Origin of the sequence: Stutzerimonas decontaminans (assembly GCF_000661915.1) — a bacterium.
GTDB classification, from domain to species: domain Bacteria; phylum Pseudomonadota; class Gammaproteobacteria; order Pseudomonadales; family Pseudomonadaceae; genus Stutzerimonas; species Stutzerimonas decontaminans.
Map to the genome: position 1 here is coordinate 2,394,341 of NZ_CP007509.1, position 21,068 is coordinate 2,415,408.

Here is a 21,068-nt window from a genome sequence, read left to right on the forward strand (position 1 = left end):
GATAGGGCTGCACTGGCCCTACCAGAAACCAGACCAAACGTCGCGGTAGAAGTTCTTAAAGTAGACCAATAACGCATCACCGGAACTCTGACTTGGCCAATTCGCTCCGAATAGCAGGGCCGCGAAGGCATGACCCAGAACTGGCGGAGCAAGAACCATGCAAGAGATCGAGCAAGTCGTTGCATTCCTGCGGCGTGAGGGCCTCAAACTGACCACTGCAGAGTCCTGTACCTGCGGGTTGATGGCTTCGCTGATGGGGGATATTTCAGGCTGCGGCAAGGCTCTGGACAGCGGCTTTGTGGTCTATTCACCGGAAGCGAAAAACCGTCTGCTCAGCGTCAGCTTCGAGACGATTGAGAAATTTGGTCTGACCAGCGAAGAGGTGGCGTGCGAGATGGCCATCGGTGCGCTGAAAAGCAGCATCGCCAGCCTGGCCGTTGCCAATACTGGCGTCGCGGATGACAACCAGGAAGATGAAGGCGGTACGCAATGCTACGCCTATGCACTGATTCGGGGCGGTCGACAGGTGGTAGTGAGCGAAACGGTGCAGTTCGACGGCGACCGTGTGGAGATCCGCAAGCAGGCCGCCCGGCACGGCCTGACCCAGTTGCCGGAACGCTACGCGCAGTTACTAAAAAAGCTGGAGGAGGGCGCGGGGCAGTAGTCACCTCGGCCGTCACACCGGCGGCTGACGCTCCGGCTCGACATGTTCAGGCTGTGACATATCGACGCGCCGCTTGTGGCCGACGCTCAGATCCGCCCGAAGCTGCGGCAGCGATTGCGGATACTGGCGCTGGATGAAGCCCAGCAGGTTCTCGCGGATGTGGCAACGTAGATCCCAGTTGCGCGACGAGTCCGGTGAGCTCACCAATGCCCGTAGCTGGATGGATTTCTCACTGGTATCGGTTACTTGCAGCACGCAGACACGGCCATCCCACAGCTCCGGGACCTCCTTGCACAGCCGGCGCAGCTCCTCGCGCAACGGCTCCAGCGGGAGCGAGTAGTCGGCCCAGAGAAACACCGTGCCGATCAGGCTGGAGCCGCGACGGGTCCAGTTCTGAAACGGCTTTTCGATGAAGTATTGCAACGGCACCACCAGGCGGCGGTCGTCCCAGATGCGCACGACGACATAGGTGCCGGTAATTTCCTCGATGCGCCCCCATTCGTTTTCGACGATGACCACGTCGTCCAGGCGAATCGGTTGGGTCATGGCGATCTGTAAACCCGCGATAAGGTTGGCCAGCACGGGTCGCGCGGCGAAACCAACGGCAAGGCCGGCAAGCCCCGCCGAGGCCAGCAGGCTGGCGCCGAACTGCCGGGCACCAGGAAAGGTCATCAGCATTGCCGCAGCACCGACCAGCAATACGAAGAACGCCAGCGTACGCAGCAACACGCGCGACTGGGTCTGGATCTGCCTGGCGCGCAGATTGTCTACCACATCCACCGGGTTGCGGAGCAGGATGAACTGCTGCAAACCGCGTAACAGACGCATTACCAGCCAGGTCAGGGTGGCGATGATCAGCAGCGTGGTGACGTGGCGCGCGCCATTGATCAATACCAGGTCATCGGATGCGGATGTCCAGACACCCTGCAGCCCAACCAGCGGCAGCAGTACCCGGATGGGTTTTTCCAGTTGCTCCGACAACTCGCGAGTGAACAGAAACGCCCGGGCCAGACGCAGCATCAATGCGGTCAGCAGACGACCGAACAGGCTGAGCACTAGCACCACGAACAGCGCTGCCGCCAGCGTACGCAGTGCCGGCTGGCTGATGTACTGCTCCCATTGCATGAGATAGGCAGGAAGTTCGATAGCGCTGGCTCCGGTTTACCGTTCGTCAGGCCAGTGACAGACGCGAGCGGGCAAAAGTTCAGGCCGTTGCGTCTGTTCGGCGCGCCGGTCGGGTAGGGGGAACTCTTGCAGGCATGGTCTTTCACAAAATCAAGCGGTCCAGATTCGACCCCCGATTTTCCAGACCTAAGGAGTGATCCCATGCAAAGTGCACAAACCGGCAACGACGTCCGCACCGAACGCCTCATCGAATGGCTGCGCGATGCGCACGCCATGGAAGCGCAGGCCGAAACCATGCTGAACAAGCAGGCCAGCCGTATCGAGCATTACCCCGAGCTCAAGGCCCGGATCGAGCAGCACATCACCGAGACGCAAAACCAGGCCAAGCTGATCGAGAGCTGCCTACAGCGTTACGACAAGTCCTACTCAGGCCTGAAGGACTTGGGCGGCAAGATGATGGCGATGGGGCAAGCGATGGGCGGAATGATGGTCAATGACGAGATCGTCAAAGGCGCCCAGATGGGCTATGTGTTCGAGAACCTGGAAATCGCCTCCTACAAGATTCTCATCGCCGCCGCGGAAGCGGTGGGCGACATGCAGACGAAGGAGGTGTGCGAGCGCATTCTGGTGGAGGAGGTGGCGATGGCCGACTGGCTCCGTGATCACCTCGCCGAGCTGACGCAAGCCTATCTCACCCGGGCTGCCGAGCCCAACGTCGAAGCCAAGCGCTAACCGCTTCATCGCAAGCCCGGCCGGCATCCGGCCGGGCTCTCACCCTGTCACTTCACGAACCGGCACATACCCAACCAGGCATGTGTGCGGTGGAAGCTGCAAATGAAACCACGCCCGTTAGTCAAAACACTCACATTTGCCGTGCTGCACTTCGCCACGGCATTCATCGTTGTTTATGCCCTTACCGGCAGCCTGGTGATAGGCGGTGCGGTCGCACTCATCGAGCCGCTGTGCAACACCTTGGTGTTCTACCTCCACGAGCGCGCCTGGCAGCGCTTCGGCCGCCAGAAGGCGACCCCATCGCACAGCTATGGCCACGACGTATTTCTGAAGTACATGTCCCGCGGACGAGCTTCCAGCGGGCGTATCGCCAGAACGCCTCGCTGAAACCCCCTGCTGTAGTCATTTCAGGCAATCGCCTACCTCGGCGTCGGCGCGCAGGGTACTGCGGGTGGCACACATCTCGATGCGCAACTCCTGAGCCAGACGTACGAGATTGGCGGCATCGCGGCACTGCTCATAGGAAATACCCAGAACAGTCAGCTCCTCATCCGGGGGTTCACGGTAGAGACGTACGCTTAGCGAGCTGTCGGGCTCTGCGCGGCATTCACACTGAAATGGCCGCAGGTAGGTGTGCAGGATGGCTTCGATTTTGAACAGAGGAAGACGAGTATTCATAAATCCTCCCTATATAAGGAGGTGACTTGAGCGCAGTACTACTTCCGCTGCGCACCCCAGGTTTCCCGACGTCTTTCAACCGTAGCAGCGAGCGTCGAGATGTAAATGCGGCGATATGTCCATCGGGCGGATTAAATCCTGAGGGGCTCTAGCAAGCCTTTTCCGGTCCTTGCCACTCATCGGAACCCGTCGGGCGGGCCGCACGCCGCTTGCTGAACTCATACCAGCGGGGAATGACCAAATTAAGTACGAAGTCCTTTGCGGAGAACCGAGATGAAAAGACTGATGCTCACGGCAATCCTGAGCGCGTTGATCGCCACTCCAGCCATGGCTCAATTTCCTGCCGGGACGCCGAGGGACGATACAGGTTCGCGACCCAGCCCGATGGGCAATCCGACACCACAGGAGGAGGTCGAAACCCGCAAGGATCATGAGGGCCGCACAGTCACTGAAGATGGCCGGCCAGTGGCGCCGCAGCCCGACAAGGAGAACTCCACCGATCCGACGCGTCATTCGGCGCCCGGCGGCCCGAACGATACCTCCACCGATGCAGGCAAGCTGGAGTGACAGCCTGACTAGGCAGCTCAGCGTCCGCGGAGAACGAACATGGCGCTCGATGACTACCAACGCATGCGCGACTTCGCTGCCACACCAGAGCCGTCTGGCAAGGCGCGGCGAAAGACGGGCAAAGCCCAGGCGCTGCAGTATTGCATCCAGAAACACGACGCCACGCGGTTGCATTACGACTTTCGCCTGGAGCTGGAGGGCACGCTGAAGAGCTGGGCGATCCCCAAAGGCCCGAGCCTGGACCCCGGCGTGCGTAGGCTGGCGGTGCACGTGGAAGACCACCCGCTGGAGTACGCCACGTTCGAGGGCACCATACCGGCCGGGCATTACGGCGCAGGTGATGTGATCGTCTGGGATCGCGGCGTGTGGATACCGCAGGGTGATCCGCAGGAGGGTTATCGCAAGGGCAAGCTCAAGTTCAGCCTCGAGGGCGAGAAGCTCGCCGGCAGCTGGAACCTGGTGCGCACCCACATGGATGGCAAGGAGGAGCAGTGGTTCCTCATCAAGTCCCGTGACGAGGCCGCGCGCGAGGAGGGCGAGTACGACGTCGTCACCGCCGAGCCGAACAGCGTGCTCAGCGATCGCACGCTGGTCCCACGCAAACGCGGAGCGGCCAAGGCTCGCGTTGCGGAAGTGCCGGCCAAGCCAGTCAAGGCGCCGGCAAAAAAACGCGCGCCACGCAGGCAGAGCCAGGCGGCAAAGCTGGAAGGGGCCGTTCCGGACGAATTTCCGGAAACATTCAAGCCGCAGCTGGCGACGCTGGTGGACGCCGTGCCGAGCGGCGACTGGCGCTACGAGATCAAATTCGACGGCTACCGCATGCTCGCCCGTGTCGACGCCGGCAAGGTCGCGCTGTTCACCCGCAACGGCCATGACTGGACGGCGAAGATGCCACAGCAGGCCGCCGCGCTTGCCGGCCTGGGGCTTGAATCCGGCTGGCTCGACGGCGAAGTGGTGGTGCCGAACGAGGAGGGCGCTCCGGACTTCCAGGCGTTGCAGAATGCGTTCGAAGCCGGACGCAGTGGGAGCATTCTTTATTACCTGTTCGACGTGCCCTATCTGAACGGCATGGACCTGCGCGATGTGCCGCTGGAACAGCGTCGCGCGGCGTTGCGTGAAGTGCTGGAAGGCAGCGACAGCGAATTACTGCGTTTCTCCGAGGATTTCACCGAGCAGCCGGACAGCATTCTGGAAAGTGCCTGCCAGATGAAGCTCGAAGGCCTGATCGGCAAGCGAGCAGGCAGCTCCTATACCTCCAGGCGCAGCAGCAGCTGGGTCAAGATCAAGTGCAGCAACCGGCAGGAATTCATCATCGTCGGCTACACCGAGCCCAAGGGCACGCGCACCGGGTTCGGCGCCCTGTTGCTGGGGCTGCATGACGACAGCGGAAAGCTGTTCTATGCAGGCAAGGTCGGCACAGGCTTCAATCAGGCCACGCTGAAAAGTCTGCACAAGCAGTTGAAGAAGCTGGAAACCGATAAAAGCCCTTTGGCCACGGCGGCACCTGCTGCCGATGTGCGGGGCGCGCAATGGCTCAAACCCGAACTGATGTGCGAGGTTGCCTACGCGGAGATGACCCGCCAAGGCGTGGTCCGCCATTCGGTGTTCCATGGCCTGCGCTCGGACAAGCCCGCCGACGCCATTACCCATGAGCGAGCCAAGCCCGCCAGTCGTAGCAGCAAAGCCGAGCAGCGGCAGACAGACCCCATCGGCAGCGGGCGGATCAAGATATCCAGTCCCGAGCGGATCATCGATCCCAGCAGCGGCATCACCAAGATCGAACTGGCCCGCTTCTACGCGCAGATCGCCCCCTGGGCCCTGCCGCAGCTGCGAGCGCGCCCGCTGGCCCTGGTGCGCGCCCCGGAGGGCATCACCGGCGAGCTGTTCTTCCAGAAGCACGCCGACAAACTGGCCATCCCGCACATCACTCAACTCGACCCGGCGCTAGACCCGAAGCACGGTGCGTTACTGGTGATCGACAGCGCCGAAGCGCTGGTCGGCGCCGCGCAGATGGGCACCATCGAGTTACATAGCTGGAATGCGATAGCGCCAGAACTGGAGCACCCGGATCGCTTCGTGCTCGATCTCGACCCGGACCCGGCGCTGCCCTGGAAAAGCATGCTCGAAGCCACTCAGTTGACCCAGACATTGCTGGACGAGATCGGCCTGGCCTCGTTCCTCAAAACCAGCGGGGGCAAAGGCATCCACATTGTCGTGCCGCTCGATCCCGTACACGGCTGGAGCGAGGTAAAGGCGTTCAGTCAGGCCATCGCCAAGTACCTGGCCAAGCTGCTGCCGTCGCATTTTTCGGCGGTCAGCGGGCCGAAGAACCGGGTCGGACGCATCTTCATCGACTACCTGCGCAACAGCCGTGGCGCCAGTACGGTCGCCCCCTATTCGGTGCGTGCCCGCGAGGGTCTGCCGGTTTCCGTGCCCATCCACCGCGAAGAACTGGCGGACCTCAAGGGTGCCAATCTCTGGACCGTACGCAACCTGCTGGAGCGTCTGCAGGAGCTGGGCGACGACGATCCCTGGGCGGATATGACGCGGATCAGGCAGACCATCACCGCACAGATGCGCGAGCGTCTTGGCATGCCGGCTTAATTCGCCGTTCGTCTAAACATCCATCGAGCTACACCTACGGGGCGATACTCGGGCAGCGCCGCTCGGCAAACAATCGGTGCGTTCTGGGGAGTGGCATGGGTGAGGGAGGCGCCAGGCAAGGCCAGCACGATGTCGGCCAACGACAATGTCCGAAGGAGTTTCCTGCATGTTCGCGCACAAACCGCTTATCGCCTGCATTCTGCTCGGCTCGCTGCCTGGTCTGGCGCTGGCACAGGCCATAACCAGCCAGACCGGCAGCGACAACCAGATCATCCTCGAGCAGACCGGCCCGAACTCGGCTACCCAGTTACAGGAGGGCACACTGAACTGGTCCCGCGTGGTCCAGGACGGCGACAACAACCTCGCGCTCACCGACCAGCGCGGCTATGACCTGCAGGCGCAGATCACACAGACCGGCAGCCAGAACCAAGCCAACGTCTATCAAGCCAACCTGGATTTCAGCAGCGATGCGCAAGTCGAACAGCTGGGTACAGTCAATCTTGTCGAACTGGTGCAGCAGGATGGCAATGGCAACAATGCCATACTCCACCAGCTGGGCGCTGGCAACGTGCAGCAGATCAACCAGACCTTCTACATCAATTCGCTGGAAGCACGCTCTGAGGGCAACGACAACCTGATCGAGGTGGTGCAGAACGGTGGGGGAAGTGCACAGCTGAGCCAGCTGGGCGACGGCAACCGTCTGGATATCCTCCAGGAATCGCCGGCCTACGGCAGCTCAACCCGGGTGACCCAGATCGGCGACATCAACCAGGCGGCAGTGTCGCAGGTCGGAGGACGCTACTACACCGGCGAGGTGCGGTTGGTGCAGCGCGGCGCATCCAACCGTGCGGAGGTGACGCAATGGGCGGGCTTCAGCACCGTGGAATACACCCAGGAGGGTATCGGCAACGAGCTGAATGCACAGCAGGGCACGCGTAGCGGCATCATCAGCGGCAGCTCGGTGGGCAACGACAACCGCGTCAATATCAGCCAGGATTACGATGGCCCTGTACTCGACATTGCTCAAAACGGTTCGGCCAACGAAATCGATGTGGTGCAGGATGCCGCCTATGGCACGGCTTCAATCAGCCAGACCGGCGATGCCAACGTCGCCGTGCTTAACCAAGTGACGACCTTCGACGTGCAGCCGCCGAACACCAGCATCGTCCAGAACGGCACGGGCAACAGCACGTCGATCAGCCAACGCTGAGCCGTGTGGACGCGGCCGTCAAACGGCCGCGCTACGTTCGCAATGGCCGCTAATTCTCCGTAGTACCCTTGACGCGCTACGGCCTGGGCCAGTGACGATTCCAGCGTGAGCGCCATGCAGTGGTCGCCGGCCATGCATGCTTTCACTAGCTGCGAGCGCGCTTCATGCATGCGAGGTGCCGATCATTGACTCGGTTGGCGAACCAGGCGGTGGTCAGGTTGCGGGTGATCTTCGGGCTTTCCAGCCGGATTCCCGGCAGCACCGCCCGAGGCAGGGGCTTGCCGGCGCGCTTTTCGGCCAGCGCGAAGACCTTTTCATACAGGTCGGTTTTCTCGAAACCATAGGTGTCACCACGCTCCAGCGCATTGCGAATGGCCGTCTCGCTCATGTCCAGCTTGCCCGCCAGCGCGCGAACCGCACGTTCGGTCTGACCGGCCTTGCTGCTGCCGTGAATGATCAGGTCGCCGTCGAGAGCCAGCTTGATGCCACTGGCACGGCTCACCGCGGCCTGAAACGCGGCGTTGCGACTGGCGTACCAGCCGGCATTGAAGTCGGCGAAGCGGTACAGCGGCTGCCGATAGCTAGTCGGGTAGTCGAGCAGGTGGGCGATGCCGAAATACATGCCACCGCGGCGCGTGAAGACTTCGTCACGGATCGATCTTTCCCGTTCATAGGGGTAGGTCCATCTGCGGTCCTCGGCAAAGGCGATGCTGACCTGCATCGGACCACCGGTCTTGACCGGGTTGAGCGTGCCGAACAACTGCTTGCCGAGCGGCATGATGCCGAGGAAGTCATCGAAGATCGCGCTCAGCTGCTCTTCGGTGCGCACGGCCGCGAGACGCTGGCTATAGGTCTTGCCGTTGGGTGACTTCACGTCCAGCGCCGCATCCACCACGAACCGCGGGACGTGCAGGCGGCCGGCACGACGATAGATTTCCTCCCGCGCGATCTTCGCCAGGCCGGGGACGGGCGGGGTCGCCTGGAATGTCGACTCCTGCACCGTCACGGCCAGGACCGAGCAGATGTTCTCATCGTTCGGTGGGATATCCAGCGAATCGAAGGCTGTATAGATGTCCTGAGCCCAACCCTGGCGATCGGGAATGTTGGCGGGGATCAGGCGAGCGATCTTGGCCCGGACTTCTTCCGGCTTGGGCGCTGGAGTCTCCGGCTGCTGGGTTCCACAACCGGCAAGACCGAGCAACGCCGCGGCGGCGATTGCCGCTAGGAGCGGGCGATTGTTGCCAGTAATTGGTCGGGCAGCGGCAGGGCAGCCGGATGGGCCTGAGCAAGCGGTGCGGCAGGTTGAGATCGGAATGGTCATGCGGTCCTGAATGTAATGAGCGCCTGGGGCTCGGACAGTAAAACAGCCGAAACCGTTCTGGCTCTTTCAGAAGCCGCGGTTCAAAACCGATTGATTCGCTTGCCAAACGCAGGCGTGCACCGCGCTGCGACGCACCGTCATTGGGTGTCGGGAAACATCCGCGCAGGGCTCAGAAATTGTGACAGTCCGGGCCCTGGCGCAGGTACGTGGTTTCGTGGGTGTCGCCCTTGGAATCCACATAGGTCATCTTGGCCTTCACGACCTCGCAGCCGCCAGCAGGTACATCCATGGATATGACCTTGGCGATGTCCAGTTTGTCGCCATATTGATAGGCCTTGGGTTCATCGGCGGCATACGCCAGCTGGGCACTGAGTACCAGGCCGGCAATCCAGATCAGTTTGTTCACAGGTAACCTCCAGAGCGCCTGCGGACCCAGGTCGCTGCGACGGGGGCGACGGCAGGCATTTCTTGCGTGCTGCGCCTGCCGGATGGCAGACGCCGGGAAATAAACGAGGCTGCCACGAGGGAAAGCAGCCAAAAGGTGGCAGGACGACCGATCGAAGGAGCGCTCGACCGACGAAGGAGCGGACTGACTTCTAGCGTCCATTGCCACTCGACAATTTTAGTGGGCGACCGGGACGGGAAAAACCGCGCCAGCGGTGAAGCACCTTTACCCACCGCGCAACAATCGATCAGGCCCAATGCGCCGGGTCCTGCAAGATGCGGTGGTATTCGGCGAATGCGCGCGGCAGCTCCAGCGCGAGAAAGTCGACCCAGGTCTTTATCTTCGCGTCGAGAAAACGCCGGGACGGGTAGAGCGCATGGATCTGCTTTTCCTGCAGGCGGTAGCGGGGCAACAGGCGCAGCAGTGCGCCGCGCTGCAGGGCCGGAGCCGCGACATAGTCGGGCAGCAAGCAGATGCCCATGCCGGCTTCTGCTGCACTGGCCATGGCTTCAGCCACGTTGACCTTGAACGCTTCGCCGGGGCGAATCACGTCCTCGACACCGTCCGCGACGAAGCGCCATTCGTCCGCGAAGACCGGGTCCGCCAGACGCAGACAGCGGTGCCGCTGCAGGTCACGCGGTTGCTGCGGTACGCCATGCTGCTCGAGATAGCCGGGCGCCGCGCAGACAACATTGCCAACCTCGCCCAGTCTCTGGGCGATCAGCTCGGAATCCGGCAGCTCGCGGGAAAGCGTGATGATGACGTCGAGTCCGGCTTCCAGCAGATCGGGGTGGTGTTGCGAAAGTGTCAGGTCGAGGCTGACTTCGGGGTAGCGCTCACCGTATCTTCCGGCCAGCCCTGCCAGCAGCTGGATGCCCAGCCCCGTCGTCGACTGCACGCGCAGGCGCCCGCGCGGGGTCAGATGGGCCCCGCAGGCTTCCTCCTGTGCCTGGTCCAGCTGCGCCAGGATCTCGCGCGATCGTTCGAGAAAACGTGCGCCGACCTCGGTCAGCGCCAACCGCCGCGTGGTGCGGTTGAGCAGCCGCGCATGGAGGTGGTTCTCCAGCTCCGCAACCAGGCGGGAAACCTGCGCGGTGGACGTGTCGGCCAGCTTCGCCGCGGCGGTGAAGCTGCCGGCGTCGACTACCCGGACGAATACCCGCATCGCTTGCAGCATGTCCATCGACTAGAACCTCCTGGGTTATTGGCCAGCCACGCCCGGCGATGGATTTTCAACACGCGCCGATGCCTCTTGCGCGCCTTGCCAGCCGCCGCCCAGCGCGAGGAACAGGTTCACCTGATCCTGCGACAGCTGGGCCTGGGATGCCGCCAGAGCGGCTTCGGCCGTTGCCAGCGTGCGCTCGGCATCGAGACTGTCTAGATAGGCCAGCCGTCCTTCCTGATACAGCCGGCGCGTGTGGTCCGCGGCGGCTCGCGCGGCATCGCGTGCTTCGCCCAGCGCCTGGTCACGATGCAGATCGTGGGCGTAGTGCGTGAGCAGGGTCTGGGTTTCGCGCAAGGCGTCGAGCACAACGCCGTCGAAGCGGGCGAGGGCGGCAGCGGCTCCGGCCTCGGTGGCGCGAACGCGCGCGCGATCGACCTGGGTCGGAAAATGCCAGCTGATCGACGGGCCGAATTCCCAGCGACGGGTTACCGGATTACCGAGGTGTTCGAGCATTCCGGTGTAACCGGCCGCAGCGCCGAGACTGACCTGCGGATACATCATCGCCGTGGCGACGCCGATCTGTGCCGTAGCGGAGGCGAGTGCGCGCTCGGCCGCACGGATGTCCGGACGGCGCTTGAGCAGGGCGGTGCCATCACCCATCGGGATCGCCTGGCGCAGTTGCGGCGGGTGACTGCAGGCGGTAACCGTCCCGGGAAGGTCTCCGGGCGTGCGGCCGAGCAGGGCGGCGAGCTGATACAACGCGGCTGCCTTCTTCGATTCGAATGGCGGCAGCTCGGCACGCAGAGCCTCCAGCTGAGCGCGGGCGCGGGCCACATCGACTTCGTTGCCACGACCGCCCTCGAACAGCCGCTCGGCAACATCCAGCTGTCGCAGCTGAATCGCCAGTGAATGCTTCGCTATCGTCAGTTCCTCGCTGGCATGACAGGCCGTCATGTAGCTGCGTACCACCCCGGCCACGGCAGTTATGCGGGCCTTGTCGAGCAGCGCGGCACTGGCGTCGGCATCGGCCCCCGCAGCTTCCGCGGCGCGATGCAGCTGACCGAACAGATCGAGCTGGTAACCCACGCTGAGGCCGACGTCGGCGAGGTTCATCACGGGAAGTTTTTCCTCCAGGGCCAGGGCTTCGCTGGACAGCTGGCCGCGTGCAACCGAGCCGTTGCCGCCGACCACGACCTCCTGCGCGTGGTGCGCCATCTGGAAGTCTTCATAGGCGCGACGCAGGTTGTGATACGCCTGGCGCACGTCGGCATTGCCGATCAGGGCTTCACTCACCAGCTGATCGAGCATCGGGTCGTCATAGAGCTGCCACCAGTCGTCCGGCAGCGGCGCCTGTTCGACCCGCTCGTTGCCGACCAGATCAAGGGGTTTCTGTGCAGCGGCCTGCAAGGCCACGGCTTGGTCTGGCACGCGGTAGTCCGGGCCCACCGCGCTGCATGCGGCGAGCAGCACAGTCAGCGCGAACGGCAGTACATATACCGCACGACTCATTGGCTAACCGTCGCTGATGTGTCACGCGGCCACGGCAGCACGGACAGCGTCGCGGTACGGCCGACCACCAGGCGGATGTCGCTCTGCTGGCCTTCGTCCAACACCACGCGAACCGGAATTCGCTGCGCCAGGCGCACCCAGTTGAAACTCGGGTCGATATTCGGCAGCAGCGAGTTGCCGCGCACTCGGTCGCGATCCTCGATGCCTGCGGCGATGCTCTGCACATGGCCGCGCAGATGCTGCGCTTCGCCCATGATGCGGATGTCCACCGGCTGTCCGATTTCAATGGCGTGCAGCTTGGTTTCTTCGAAGTAGCCTTCGACACGCAGTGAATCGGTGTCGACGATCGACAGTACCGGCGTACCGGTTTTCACGTAATCGCCCACGCGCATTGTCTGGTCACCGAGATAGCCATCCACCGGACTGAGCACGGTGGTGCGTTCGAGATCCAGACGCGCCACGCCGAGGGTTGCTTCAGCCGTAGCCAGGGCGGCAGCGGCGCGCTTGACGTGGGTGTCGCCAATTTCCACGGTTTCCGCAGCGATCAGGTCTTTCAGCACCCGATTGCGCTTGGCTTCGCGTTGCGCCTGGTCCAGCTGCGCGCGGCGCTCGAGCACCGCGGCACGGGCTTCTTCGACGGCCAGCTCGAAGCGTGCCTGATCGATCACGAACAACACCTGGCCGCGGCTGACCTTCTGGTTGTCGCGCACGTGCAGTTCGGTCACCAGCCCGGAAACATCCGGTGCGACCTGAATGATGTCGGCGTGCACGTGGCCGTCGCGGGTCCAGGGCGCCTCCATGTAGTAATCCCACAGGTGCAGGCTGACGACGACGGCGATGACAACCGCCAGCAAGGTCAGCAGCACCGAGCCGGCGGCGGGTATCCATTTATTCACGATTCACATCCGGGGTAGGAGATTGAACAGGGCCCCGAGCACGATGATGTACAGGGCGACGTTAAACAGCGGCGGATGCCAGACCCAACGGTAGAAACCGGCACGCTGCAGCGCGGAGGCGAGCAGGCTCTTGACGCCGTAGGCGGCCAGCATGGCGACCAGCAGTACCGGCACATAGACGCCGTACACATCGAGGTGACCGGTCATGCGTGCGCTCCAGCGTGGGAGAGGCCGGCTTCGGGTGGCGGGCCTCCCCGGGCTCTGGCCGGCGCATCAGCGAAAAGCGCCAGGCGCAGGCCGTGCACCGCCTGCGCCGCCTGGTATGCGATAGGCGAAGCGTCGCGCTGCAGAGCGAGCAATGCGGCATCGAGGGCGTCGCGTAAGCCCTCCGGTGCGGGCAGTTGGCTTCGCGCCGCGGCGCAGGCAAGGAAATGCGCGCGGATCATGCCCAGCAGCGGCTCCAGCTCATGCTGGATCGCGGGCGTCGGCCGCAGTTCGCGCAATTCGAGCAGGCGAAAGCCGACGCGCAGCTCGCGCGTGGCATCGTTCAGCGCCAGGCAGTCGTCATCCAGCTGAGCCAGGCGTGGCAACAGCTGGGCGATACGATCGATGAAACTCGAGGCGTCATCGGCTTCGTTGCGCGAGCGCCGCATGTCTGCCAGCGTCGCAAGGCTCAGCCAGCCGTGCTGCACCAGTCGCCGCACAGCCCAGAGCGTGCCAAAGGGCCGGGTCAGGCGGGCCCAGACGAAGGCGAAGACCACGCCCAGCGCAGTGGACAGCGCGATGTCGGCGAACAGCTGAAAATCAGCGTGGTAACTGTCCTGAAGCGTGATGTTGGAGATCGTCTGCACAGCAATCACGATCACCGTCCCGGCGTGTTGCGGCCGAGCGGCGAGGGTGCCGAGCAACAGCAGCGGCACGGCGAGCAGGATGGCCAGGCTGCCGAAATCATGCACGTTGGGCATCAACGCGAAGAGGTAGATGCCGGCGGCCATGGAGGAGATCAGCGTGGCGACCAGAAACGACTTGATGAACGGCGCCGGGTTGTCCTGACTGGCGAAGAAGCAGCCTGCTACCGCGGCGATGAACACGCCGCTATAGCCGTGCTCCCAACCGGAAACGAACCACAGCATGCTTAGGCAGAACACCGACAGCGCTACCGAAGCCGCGGTGAATGCCAGTAGGCCGTAGTCATAGTGGCGTGGCCCGCCGACCAGTTGCTGTACGTGATAGCGCAGCGGCGGTGCCGCCTCGGCGTGGTCCTCATGAAACTGCTGATAGAGATTGAGGCAGTCCTGCCACAGGTCGATCAACGCACGCAGCTGGCGCAGGCCGCTGTCGATCGCCAGGGCATGCGCCGGATGGCTATCGCCCAGCCAGGCTGCGAGCTGCAGGCTGCGTGCGCGCAGATGTTCGCCGTGCCCAGCCTCGGCATCGGACTGAATCCAGCGATCCACCTCCTGCAGGTAATCCACCAGTTCCGGTAGCAATCCCTGTAGCTCAGCCTGGAGCCGGTGCAACGAGTCCGCGGTTGAGATCAGCTGCGGCATCAACATCGCCATGCGCGCGCGAAATTCGCGAGCATGGATGGTCGAGAGATGACTGCTGCTGTCATAGCTCAGGTGGCTGATCAATCCATCCAAACCCATAACATCCACCAGCAGCGCATTCAGCGCACGCTGGTCGGCTTCGCCAAGGTGCTGGGTACTGAGCATCCGGCTGACGGCGCCGCGCCCATCGCGCAGCAGCACGTGCATCTTCGCCGCGAGCGTCGGGGCGATGCGGCTGGGAAACAGCACGGCGTTCACCACGCTGGCGCAGACGATACCGAGCAGAATCTCCTCGGAACGCGCCAGGGCGACATCGAAGATGGTCGCTGGGTGATTGACCTCGGCAAGACTGATCAGCGGCACCGTATAGGCGGCGAGCAGAAAGATGTAACTGCGTGGCGAGCGGTCCAGCAACGAGAGAAAGAGCAGGGCCCCGATCCACAGCGAGATTGCAAGGCTCAACATCACCGGCTGTTGAGCAAACGTCGGCAGCAGCACGACCGACCCGGCTGCGCCAAGCAGCGTGCCAAGCGCGCGATAGATCGCTTTCGAGCGTGTCGCCCCGGACAGCGGATGCGATACGACGTAAACCGAGGCCATTGCCCAGTAAGGATTTTCGAGCGGTATCGCCAGTGCGATGTACAGCGCGAGCAAGGAGGCAATCAGCGCCTTGGCCGAGAACAGCCATTCGCGCCAGGTTGGCATATTCATAGAGTTCGTTTTTTGGGGCGTGGGCCAGAGGCGGGAGAGGGCGCGGCCATTCACGCAGCAACACAGATGGTTACATTTAACGTCAAAGACGTATGACAAACTGAACAACCACTAGGACGAACAGTGCATTTGTTCGTGCCGGATAGCGGCACGACGGCAGGCAATCATGAGTAAACGCATTCCCAACTATGCCTTGTACGGCCAGGCTGCATTGCCCGCATGGCAGGACCTGCTGCATCTGGAATGGATCAGCGAGCGCGGCGACATGCATCAGCGGGAAATCAAGCCGCATCAGCATGACTCGCTACTGCAGATCGTCTACATACGAAATGGCGAGGGCGAAGTTTCGCTGGAGAACAGCCGCATGGGCTTCCGTGCGCCGTGCCTGATCCTGCTGCCGCAGCGTACCGTGCATGCCTTTCGCTACAGTCCTGAAACGGACGGGCCGGTCATCACGGCAGCACAGCGACCGCTGGAGTCAATGGCGCGGATTCTGTCCAGTGACCTGCTGGCCTTGATGCAACGTCCGGCAGTGGTGTCGCTGCCGTGGGATGCAGACGGCAACGAGCCGGTATGGCCGCTAATCCAGCTGATCCAGGCGGAAGCGCACAGCCAGGAACGCGGCAATGTCGCCGCCGGGCATGCGTTGTTGCTCGCGTTGCTCGTACATGTCGTCCGGCTGGAACAGCCAGTGTCAATCCCTCGACCAGCCAATGGCAAGCGGTCCCAGCTGCTTGGCCAGTTTCGCGAGTTGGTCGACACGCATTTCAAACAGCATTGGCCGCTTGGTCTTTACGCCGAAGCGCTAGGAGTCACTCCAGCCACACTGGGCCGAGCCTGCCGTGAAGGCCTTGGTGAATCACCGACGGCGATCATCAGCGAGCGAGTCGTTCGCGAAGCACAACGGCAGCTGGCGTACACAGCGCTCGACATCCAGCAAATCGCCCGCGAACTTGGCTTCGCCGATGCAGCGTATTTCAGCCGCTTCTTTCGCAAGCAGGTCGGACTCAAGCCCAGCGAGTTTCGCTCGGCGTTTCGGCATGCGGGAAAGCCATAGCACACAGAAAGGGGCAACTCTGGCGCTGCAACAGCATTGATTTGGCTGCCTCGAACAGCTGGTCGAGCACAAGGGCGGGCTCAAGCAAACGCGGCAGACCATCCCTGAGCAGATGCGTGGGCGCCTGGAGCCGCGTTAGCACACGACCGTCCCCCTAGTCAGGCTCTGTAAACGTCGCCAGTGCAAGCGCTGGTGGACATTTTGTCGCAGCTGTTCGTTGAGCCAAAACAATCAAGACGGTCTACTCTGTGCATACCCCCACGGGTATATGTGAGCGATATATGCCTGACGTTTCAGGGATAGCGGACTTCCCGTGCCGCCACTTGAGTTATCCCGACAACCTGCACGAATGCCAGCCTGACTGGCTCAAGGAGAAGCGAAGATGAAGAAATTTCTTGCCGCCGTTGCCCTGGCAAGCCTGAGTTCCTTGGCGATCGCCGAGCAACAGCCTGTGATGGTGATACTTAGTGACGCGAGCCCCATGACCCAGGGAATGGCGATGGTCCTAGCCAACCAGATGCAGGCGCAAGGTGCGCAGGTCGATATTCTGCTTTGCGACCAAGGCGCCGATCTGGCCCTGAAGGACGCAGGTGGCGACACCCTGAAACCCAATGACGTGACGCCGGCGCAACTGTTGAGTGCAGCCATGAGCAAGGGCGCAACCGCGTCGGTATGCGCGCTATACCTGCCTAACACTGGCCATACTCCGGACAAGCTCAAGGACGGCGTAGCAGTTGCCAAGCCCGACGCAATGGCCAGCGCAATGCTGGAGCCCAGCCGGAAAGTGTTCAGCTTCTGACAAGGCGTGTCCGACACGAGTGACTGTGCGCTCGTGTCGGGCACCGGATCGGATCAGTTTGGCGCACCGAGCGAAAGTCGAGCCGGATAAGAACGGGCAAGAAACCGAAGCAGTGAAAGCAGGTAGTTCAGGTGAGTGCATGCGCGATAAAGAGCAATACAAGATAGGACCAGAGGTGAAGCCGTAATTTCGCATAATCTATATTATGTTAAATAGCTTATAGACCCATTGCGCTTTAGGACGGCGCTCGACGAATCGCCCCACTCAGAAGACTTGAGCCAGCCAGCTTGTCTCCGCGCATTTCCAGGCCTTGCATGGAAGCAGCTCGGTGGTTTCGCAGGACTCACGCCGTTAGTTTCCGGCCTGGAAGCCGAGGCTCGCTATGGATACCACCATTGATACCCGCGTCGATGCGCCACATCGACTGGCTCACTTTCCGGTCGCCCTGTTCGCCAGTGTAATGGGCATCGCCGGCCTTTCGATCGCCTGGCTCAAGGCCGCCCAGACGGGGCTGGTGCCCGAAGCCATTGGCGGTGGCGTGCGATGGCTAGCCACTGGCCTGTTCGCATTCCTGCTCTTGGTCTATGTAATCAAGCTGTTGCGGCACCCCGCAGCGGTGATGGCCGAACGAGCGCATCCGCTCAAGCAGAACTTCTTTCCTGCAATCTCCGTCGGTGTTCTCCTGCTCGCCGTTGCATGGGCTCATGCAGCGCCGAGCGTGGCGCAATGGCTATGGAACATCGGTGCGGCATCGCACCTGATCTTCACGCTGCTGGCGATGACCGGCTGGATCCATCACACCCACTTCGAGATCAAACACGCCAATCCGGCCTGGTTCATTCCTGTAGTGGGCAACATTCTGGTTCCGGTAGTTGGCGTGGGCTTCGCCCACAGCGACATCAGCTGGTTCTTCTTCAGCATCGGTCTGATCTTCTGGCTCGTGCTACTGACCATCGTGCTGTACCGGCTGTTCTTCCACGAGCCGCTACCAGTGCGCCTGACACCAACCCTGTTCATCCTCCTCGCCCCGCCATCGGTCGGCTTCCTTGCCTATCTGGCGTTGACCGACAGCCTCGATGCCTTTGCCCGCATTCTGTACTTCACTGCGTTGTTTCTCGGCCTGCTGCTAGCCAGCAATGCTGTGCGCTTTTACCGCGTGCCGTTTTTCATCTCCGCCTGGGCATACTCGTTCCCGTTGGCGGCGCTGACGCTGGCGACGTTCGAGATGGCTGCCCGGACCGGCTTGCCCTTTTATGGATGGCTGAGCTGGGCCTTGCTGGCGGTACTGAGCGGCGTGGTTGCCATACTTGCAGGGAAAACAGTGACAGCGGCCTTCGGAGGCAGGATCTGCGTGCCCGAGTGAACGAACGGTAAAGGGGCTGCAGCCCGGTAAGTTCCGGTCTGATCTGTCTTGGCGAGGCGCTCCTCGTAGTTGCTGCGTTTGACTTGGAGCCTGCTGCTGCGTCGGGATGTACGTATCGCGGGAGTCGATGGCTGAGCGTGGTGATATGCGAGGGCGGTCCAGTCCAGCAAACGCCCGCCGATTGCCGCGCACGGAATGAACTATCGTTAGGTAGAGCCTTGTACCCTGCCCCCCATGGAGACGGGACCTATGACAATCTTGCGCCGAGGTTCCGCCTGGTTACTGTACCTAGCTCTCCTGGTTCCTGTTTCGCTGCTCGCTGCCACGGCCGACCATAGCCAGTTCAAGGCGCTGCAAAGGCCTTTCGCAAGTGGCGAGGACGTCACGCGCGCCTGCCTGCGCTGCCACACCGAGGCGGCAAAACAGGTTATGGCTACCCGTCACTGGACTTGGGACTACACCAATCCGGACACCGGCCAGCGCTTGGGCAAGAAGACCATGCTCAACGGTTTCTGCATAGGCGACCGGTCCAACGAGGCCTTCTGCCAGTCCTGTCACGTCGGCTATGGCTGGAAAGATGCCAGCTTCGATTTCTCCGATGAGAGCAAGGTCGACTGCCTGGCCTGCCACAACACCGGCAACTATGTGAAGCTCGCCGGTTTGGCCGGTCACCCGCCGCTGGTGCGCACCGAAACCTCGCCCGGCTCAGGCAAGTTCGCTGAGCCGGTAGACCTGGCGGCAGTGGCGCGCAACATCGGCGTCACCTCACGCCGCACCTGTGGCACTTGCCACTACTATGGTGGCGGCGGCGACGGCGTGAAACACGGCGATCTAGACTCTTCGCTGAACGATCCGCCGCGCAGCCTCGATATACACATGTCCAGCGACGGCCCGGACTTCAGTTGCTCCACCTGTCATGTTGCCGACCAGCACAAGATCGCCGGTAGCCGCATTAGCGTGACTGCGGCGGATCCGCATGCGCCGATCCTGCGCGGCGAGCGCAGCGCGCGTAACCCGTCCACCTGCCAGTCCTGTCATGGGGAACGTCCGCACAAAGCTTCGGTAGTGCATGCCAGCCGGCTCAACGACCACACTCGTACCCTGGCCTGCCAGACTTGCCATATTCCGACCTTCGCCCGAGGCGGCGTGCCAACCAAGATGGCCTGGGACTGGTCCACCGTTGGCAGACTGGACAGCGAGGGCAAACCGTTCTTGACCAGAAACGCCAAGGGCCACGTGATCTACGACAGTCGCAAAGGCGACTTCGTCCTCGGCGAGGATGTGGTGCCGAACTATGTCTGGTTTGATGGCACCGTCACCTATGTACAGCCGGACACCCGGATCGATCCGAGCAGCCGCGTGCCGATCAATGTCTTTCACGGCACAGCGGGCGCTGCGAATGCTCGCATCTGGCCGGTCAAGACGTTCCATAGCCGTCAGCCATACGACAGGGTCCACATGACCTTGCTGGTACCACATACCGCCATCCCGGACGACACTGCCCTCTGGTACAACTTCGACTGGGCCAAAGCGCTGCAGGCCGGCGCAGATGCCACCGGCGCGCCCTACAGCGGCCAGTACGGCTTCGTCGACACCTCGATGCTGTGGCCGATCACCCACATGGTCGCGCCCAAGGAACAAGCCCTGGACTGCGCCCAGTGTCACTCCAGCCAGAGCCGCTTGGCGGCGGTTCCCGGAATCTGGTTGCCGGGCAAGGAACGCAACTCGCTGCTGGACACACTCGGCTTCAGCCTGGCTGGCCTCGCCCTGCTAGGCGTGCTGGTCCACGGCCTGCTGCGCATCGTCGCGCACCAGCGCAGACGGAGGTACTGAGATGACCGAACGCCTCTACCTATTCACCCGCTTCGAACGCTTCTGGCACTGGTCGCAGGCGGCGCTGATCATCACCCTGCTGTTCAGCGGCTTTGCGATTCACGGCAGCCATGCCCTGCTCGATTTCCGCACGGCAGTCGAAGTTCATGAAATGGCCGCTTGGCTGCTGATCGCCCTGTGGATTTTCGCCATCTTCTGGCACTTCACCACAGGGCAATGGAAGCAGTACATCCCGACCCTGACCAACATCCAGCGGGTGACGCTTTACTATGCCCACGGCATCTTCACCGGCGCCCCGCACCCCTACAAGGTTACCCGCAAGCGCAAGCACAACCCGCTGCAGCGCATCGCCTACCTGGGCGTGCTGGTGCTGATCAATCCACTGATCTGGGTGAGCGGCCTGTTCTATCTGTTCTGGGGGCGTCTGGAGGCTCACGTGCCTGACTGGCTGGGCTTGGAGCAGGTGGCCACAGTGCATACCTTCGCGGCCTTCCTGATGCTGATTTTCCTGATCGTACATGTGTACCTGACCACCACCGGGCATACACCGTTGGCGCACATCCGCGCGATGATCACCGGTTGGGAGGGACGCGACTAACCTCGGCGCTGGTCACTCGCCGCCGCCACGAAGGGACATTGGCCCCAGCCATTGCGCAGCGGATCGCTTCAGCGCATCTCGGGTGCAGAGCCTGGTGCTGCACGTAGGGCCTGCCCCAATGCGCTGTCACGATCGACGTAGCCGCATCAGGCGGCCGCTGGTTCCGAGCCCCCTTCTCGCTCCGTGCAGCATCGCCGCAGGCTAGCCGAAGCAGCAGGTCGTAGCCCTCACCAGGGCGTGG

General features: G+C 62.5%; 20 protein-coding genes. 11 read left to right on the top strand and 9 right to left on the bottom strand.

The window, feature by feature from the left end:
- The first annotated feature begins 157 nt into the window (after positions 1–157).
- Positions 158–664, top strand: coding sequence for a CinA family protein (locus UIB01_RS11000; protein WP_038660125.1), 507 nt, complete (start codon positions 158–160; stop codon positions 662–664).
- 12 nt (positions 665–676) lie between these two features.
- Here the strand turns inward: UIB01_RS11000 and UIB01_RS11005 are convergent, their stop codons facing one another.
- Positions 677–1,789: a mechanosensitive ion channel family protein gene (locus UIB01_RS11005; protein ID WP_038660128.1), complete on the bottom strand. Its 1,113-nt coding sequence runs from the start codon at positions 1,787–1,789 to the stop codon at positions 677–679.
- A gap of 201 nt (positions 1,790–1,990) precedes the next feature.
- Between UIB01_RS11005 and UIB01_RS11010 the strand changes: the two genes are divergently transcribed.
- The gene (locus UIB01_RS11010) at positions 1,991–2,521 is read left to right on the top strand and encodes a ferritin-like domain-containing protein (RefSeq protein ID WP_038660131.1); all 531 of its coding nucleotides are present in this window, start codon (positions 1,991–1,993) and stop codon (positions 2,519–2,521) included.
- Between the two features lie 102 nt (positions 2,522–2,623).
- Entirely contained in the window at positions 2,624–2,908 is a 285-nt protein-coding gene (locus tag UIB01_RS11015; protein WP_038660134.1) for a DUF2061 domain-containing protein, read from the top strand.
- Positions 2,909–2,923: 15 nt separating this feature from the next.
- Here the strand turns inward: UIB01_RS11015 and UIB01_RS11020 are convergent, their stop codons facing one another.
- Positions 2,924–3,199 (bottom strand): DUF1652 domain-containing protein, encoded by a 276-nt coding sequence (locus UIB01_RS11020; RefSeq protein WP_038660137.1) that lies wholly within the window; start codon positions 3,197–3,199, stop codon positions 2,924–2,926.
- A gap of 273 nt (positions 3,200–3,472) precedes the next feature.
- On the opposite strand from UIB01_RS11020, the gene UIB01_RS11025 reads away from it, so the two are divergent.
- The 3 genes from UIB01_RS11025 (at position 3,473) to UIB01_RS11035 (ending at position 7,580) form a co-directional block, all read left to right on the top strand.
- Positions 3,473–3,766: a hypothetical protein gene (locus tag UIB01_RS11025; protein WP_038660140.1), complete on the top strand. Its 294-nt coding sequence runs from the start codon at positions 3,473–3,475 to the stop codon at positions 3,764–3,766.
- A 39-nt stretch (positions 3,767–3,805) separates the two neighbouring features.
- Positions 3,806–6,370: a DNA ligase D gene (gene ligD, locus UIB01_RS11030; RefSeq protein ID WP_038660142.1), complete on the top strand. Its 2,565-nt coding sequence runs from the start codon at positions 3,806–3,808 to the stop codon at positions 6,368–6,370.
- Positions 6,371–6,536: 166 nt separating this feature from the next.
- Positions 6,537–7,580, top strand: a complete 1,044-nt coding sequence (locus UIB01_RS11035) for a hypothetical protein (protein ID WP_038660145.1) — start codon at positions 6,537–6,539, stop codon at positions 7,578–7,580.
- Positions 7,581–7,725: 145 nt separating this feature from the next.
- Here UIB01_RS11035 and UIB01_RS11040 read toward each other — a convergent pair whose 3' ends face one another.
- The 7 genes from UIB01_RS11040 to UIB01_RS11070 form a co-directional block, all read right to left on the bottom strand.
- Positions 7,726–8,901: a DUF1615 domain-containing protein gene (locus tag UIB01_RS11040; RefSeq protein WP_038660148.1), complete on the bottom strand. Its 1,176-nt coding sequence runs from the start codon at positions 8,899–8,901 to the stop codon at positions 7,726–7,728.
- A 169-nt stretch (positions 8,902–9,070) separates the two neighbouring features.
- Positions 9,071–9,307 carry a DUF2790 domain-containing protein gene (locus UIB01_RS11045; protein WP_038660151.1) on the bottom strand — a complete coding sequence of 79 codons (237 nt, stop codon included), beginning with the start codon at positions 9,305–9,307 and terminating at the stop codon, positions 9,071–9,073.
- Between the two features lie 286 nt (positions 9,308–9,593).
- Entirely contained in the window at positions 9,594–10,529 is a 936-nt protein-coding gene (locus UIB01_RS11050) for a LysR family transcriptional regulator (RefSeq protein ID WP_038660154.1), read from the bottom strand.
- An 18-nt stretch (positions 10,530–10,547) separates the two neighbouring features.
- Positions 10,548–12,020 carry an efflux transporter outer membrane subunit gene (locus tag UIB01_RS11055; protein WP_038660157.1) on the bottom strand — a complete coding sequence of 491 codons (1,473 nt, stop codon included), beginning with the start codon at positions 12,018–12,020 and terminating at the stop codon, positions 10,548–10,550.
- Positions 12,017–12,916, bottom strand: a complete 900-nt coding sequence (locus tag UIB01_RS11060; protein WP_038660160.1) for an efflux RND transporter periplasmic adaptor subunit — start codon at positions 12,914–12,916, stop codon at positions 12,017–12,019. The genes UIB01_RS11055 and UIB01_RS11060 overlap by 4 nt, the downstream gene beginning before the upstream one ends.
- Positions 12,917–12,919: 3 nt before the next feature.
- Complete coding sequence (locus UIB01_RS11065) at positions 12,920–13,123, bottom strand: DUF1656 domain-containing protein (RefSeq protein ID WP_038660163.1); 204 nt, start codon at positions 13,121–13,123, stop codon at positions 12,920–12,922.
- The gene (locus UIB01_RS11070; protein ID WP_038660165.1) at positions 13,120–15,177 is read right to left on the bottom strand and encodes an FUSC family protein; all 2,058 of its coding nucleotides are present in this window, start codon (positions 15,175–15,177) and stop codon (positions 13,120–13,122) included. Before UIB01_RS11070 ends, UIB01_RS11065 begins: the two co-directional genes overlap by 4 nt.
- A 166-nt stretch (positions 15,178–15,343) precedes the next feature.
- Between UIB01_RS11070 and UIB01_RS11075 the strand changes: the two genes are divergently transcribed.
- From UIB01_RS11075 to UIB01_RS11095, 5 genes are all read left to right on the top strand, one after another.
- Positions 15,344–16,234 carry a helix-turn-helix domain-containing protein gene (locus UIB01_RS11075; RefSeq protein WP_038660169.1) on the top strand — a complete coding sequence of 297 codons (891 nt, stop codon included), beginning with the start codon at positions 15,344–15,346 and terminating at the stop codon, positions 16,232–16,234.
- A 382-nt stretch (positions 16,235–16,616) separates the two neighbouring features.
- Positions 16,617–17,033, top strand: coding sequence for a DsrE family protein (locus UIB01_RS11080; RefSeq protein ID WP_038660173.1), 417 nt, complete (start codon positions 16,617–16,619; stop codon positions 17,031–17,033).
- A 382-nt stretch (positions 17,034–17,415) separates the two neighbouring features.
- Positions 17,416–18,396: an SLAC1 anion channel family protein gene (locus UIB01_RS11085; RefSeq protein ID WP_038660176.1), complete on the top strand. Its 981-nt coding sequence runs from the start codon at positions 17,416–17,418 to the stop codon at positions 18,394–18,396.
- Between the two features lie 249 nt (positions 18,397–18,645).
- Positions 18,646–20,229 carry a tetrathionate reductase family octaheme c-type cytochrome gene (locus UIB01_RS11090; RefSeq protein ID WP_038660179.1) on the top strand — a complete coding sequence of 528 codons (1,584 nt, stop codon included), beginning with the start codon at positions 18,646–18,648 and terminating at the stop codon, positions 20,227–20,229.
- Position 20,230: 1 nt separating this feature from the next.
- Positions 20,231–20,827 (top strand): cytochrome b/b6 domain-containing protein, encoded by a 597-nt coding sequence (locus UIB01_RS11095; protein ID WP_038660182.1) that lies wholly within the window; start codon positions 20,231–20,233, stop codon positions 20,825–20,827.
- The last annotated feature ends 241 nt before the right edge of the window (positions 20,828–21,068 follow it).

What these genes read in the sequence shown, in the direction of transcription:
- UIB01_RS11000 (WP_038660125.1), top strand. Translation starts at nt 158, where the DNA reads ATGCAAGAGATCGAGCAAGTCGTTGCATTCCTGCGGCGTGAGGGCCTC.
- UIB01_RS11005 (WP_038660128.1), bottom strand. Translation starts at nt 1,789, where the DNA reads ATGCAATGGGAGCAGTACATCAGCCAGCCGGCACTGCGTACGCTGGCG.
- UIB01_RS11010 (WP_038660131.1), top strand. Translation starts at nt 1,991, where the DNA reads ATGCAAAGTGCACAAACCGGCAACGACGTCCGCACCGAACGCCTCATC.
- UIB01_RS11015 (WP_038660134.1), top strand. Translation starts at nt 2,624, where the DNA reads ATGAAACCACGCCCGTTAGTCAAAACACTCACATTTGCCGTGCTGCAC.
- UIB01_RS11020 (WP_038660137.1), bottom strand. Translation starts at nt 3,199, where the DNA reads ATGAATACTCGTCTTCCTCTGTTCAAAATCGAAGCCATCCTGCACACC.
- UIB01_RS11025 (WP_038660140.1), top strand. Translation starts at nt 3,473, where the DNA reads ATGAAAAGACTGATGCTCACGGCAATCCTGAGCGCGTTGATCGCCACT.
- ligD (WP_038660142.1), top strand. Translation starts at nt 3,806, where the DNA reads ATGGCGCTCGATGACTACCAACGCATGCGCGACTTCGCTGCCACACCA.
- UIB01_RS11035 (WP_038660145.1), top strand. Translation starts at nt 6,537, where the DNA reads ATGTTCGCGCACAAACCGCTTATCGCCTGCATTCTGCTCGGCTCGCTG.
- UIB01_RS11040 (WP_038660148.1), bottom strand. Translation starts at nt 8,901, where the DNA reads ATGACCATTCCGATCTCAACCTGCCGCACCGCTTGCTCAGGCCCATCC.
- UIB01_RS11050 (WP_038660154.1), bottom strand. Translation starts at nt 10,529, where the DNA reads ATGGACATGCTGCAAGCGATGCGGGTATTCGTCCGGGTAGTCGACGCC.
- UIB01_RS11055 (WP_038660157.1), bottom strand. Translation starts at nt 12,020, where the DNA reads ATGAGTCGTGCGGTATATGTACTGCCGTTCGCGCTGACTGTGCTGCTC.
- UIB01_RS11065 (WP_038660163.1), bottom strand. Translation starts at nt 13,123, where the DNA reads ATGACCGGTCACCTCGATGTGTACGGCGTCTATGTGCCGGTACTGCTG.
- UIB01_RS11070 (WP_038660165.1), bottom strand. Translation starts at nt 15,177, where the DNA reads ATGAATATGCCAACCTGGCGCGAATGGCTGTTCTCGGCCAAGGCGCTG.
- UIB01_RS11075 (WP_038660169.1), top strand. Translation starts at nt 15,344, where the DNA reads ATGAGTAAACGCATTCCCAACTATGCCTTGTACGGCCAGGCTGCATTG.
- UIB01_RS11080 (WP_038660173.1), top strand. Translation starts at nt 16,617, where the DNA reads ATGAAGAAATTTCTTGCCGCCGTTGCCCTGGCAAGCCTGAGTTCCTTG.
- UIB01_RS11085 (WP_038660176.1), top strand. Translation starts at nt 17,416, where the DNA reads ATGGATACCACCATTGATACCCGCGTCGATGCGCCACATCGACTGGCT.
- UIB01_RS11090 (WP_038660179.1), top strand. Translation starts at nt 18,646, where the DNA reads ATGACAATCTTGCGCCGAGGTTCCGCCTGGTTACTGTACCTAGCTCTC.
- UIB01_RS11095 (WP_038660182.1), top strand. Translation starts at nt 20,231, where the DNA reads ATGACCGAACGCCTCTACCTATTCACCCGCTTCGAACGCTTCTGGCAC.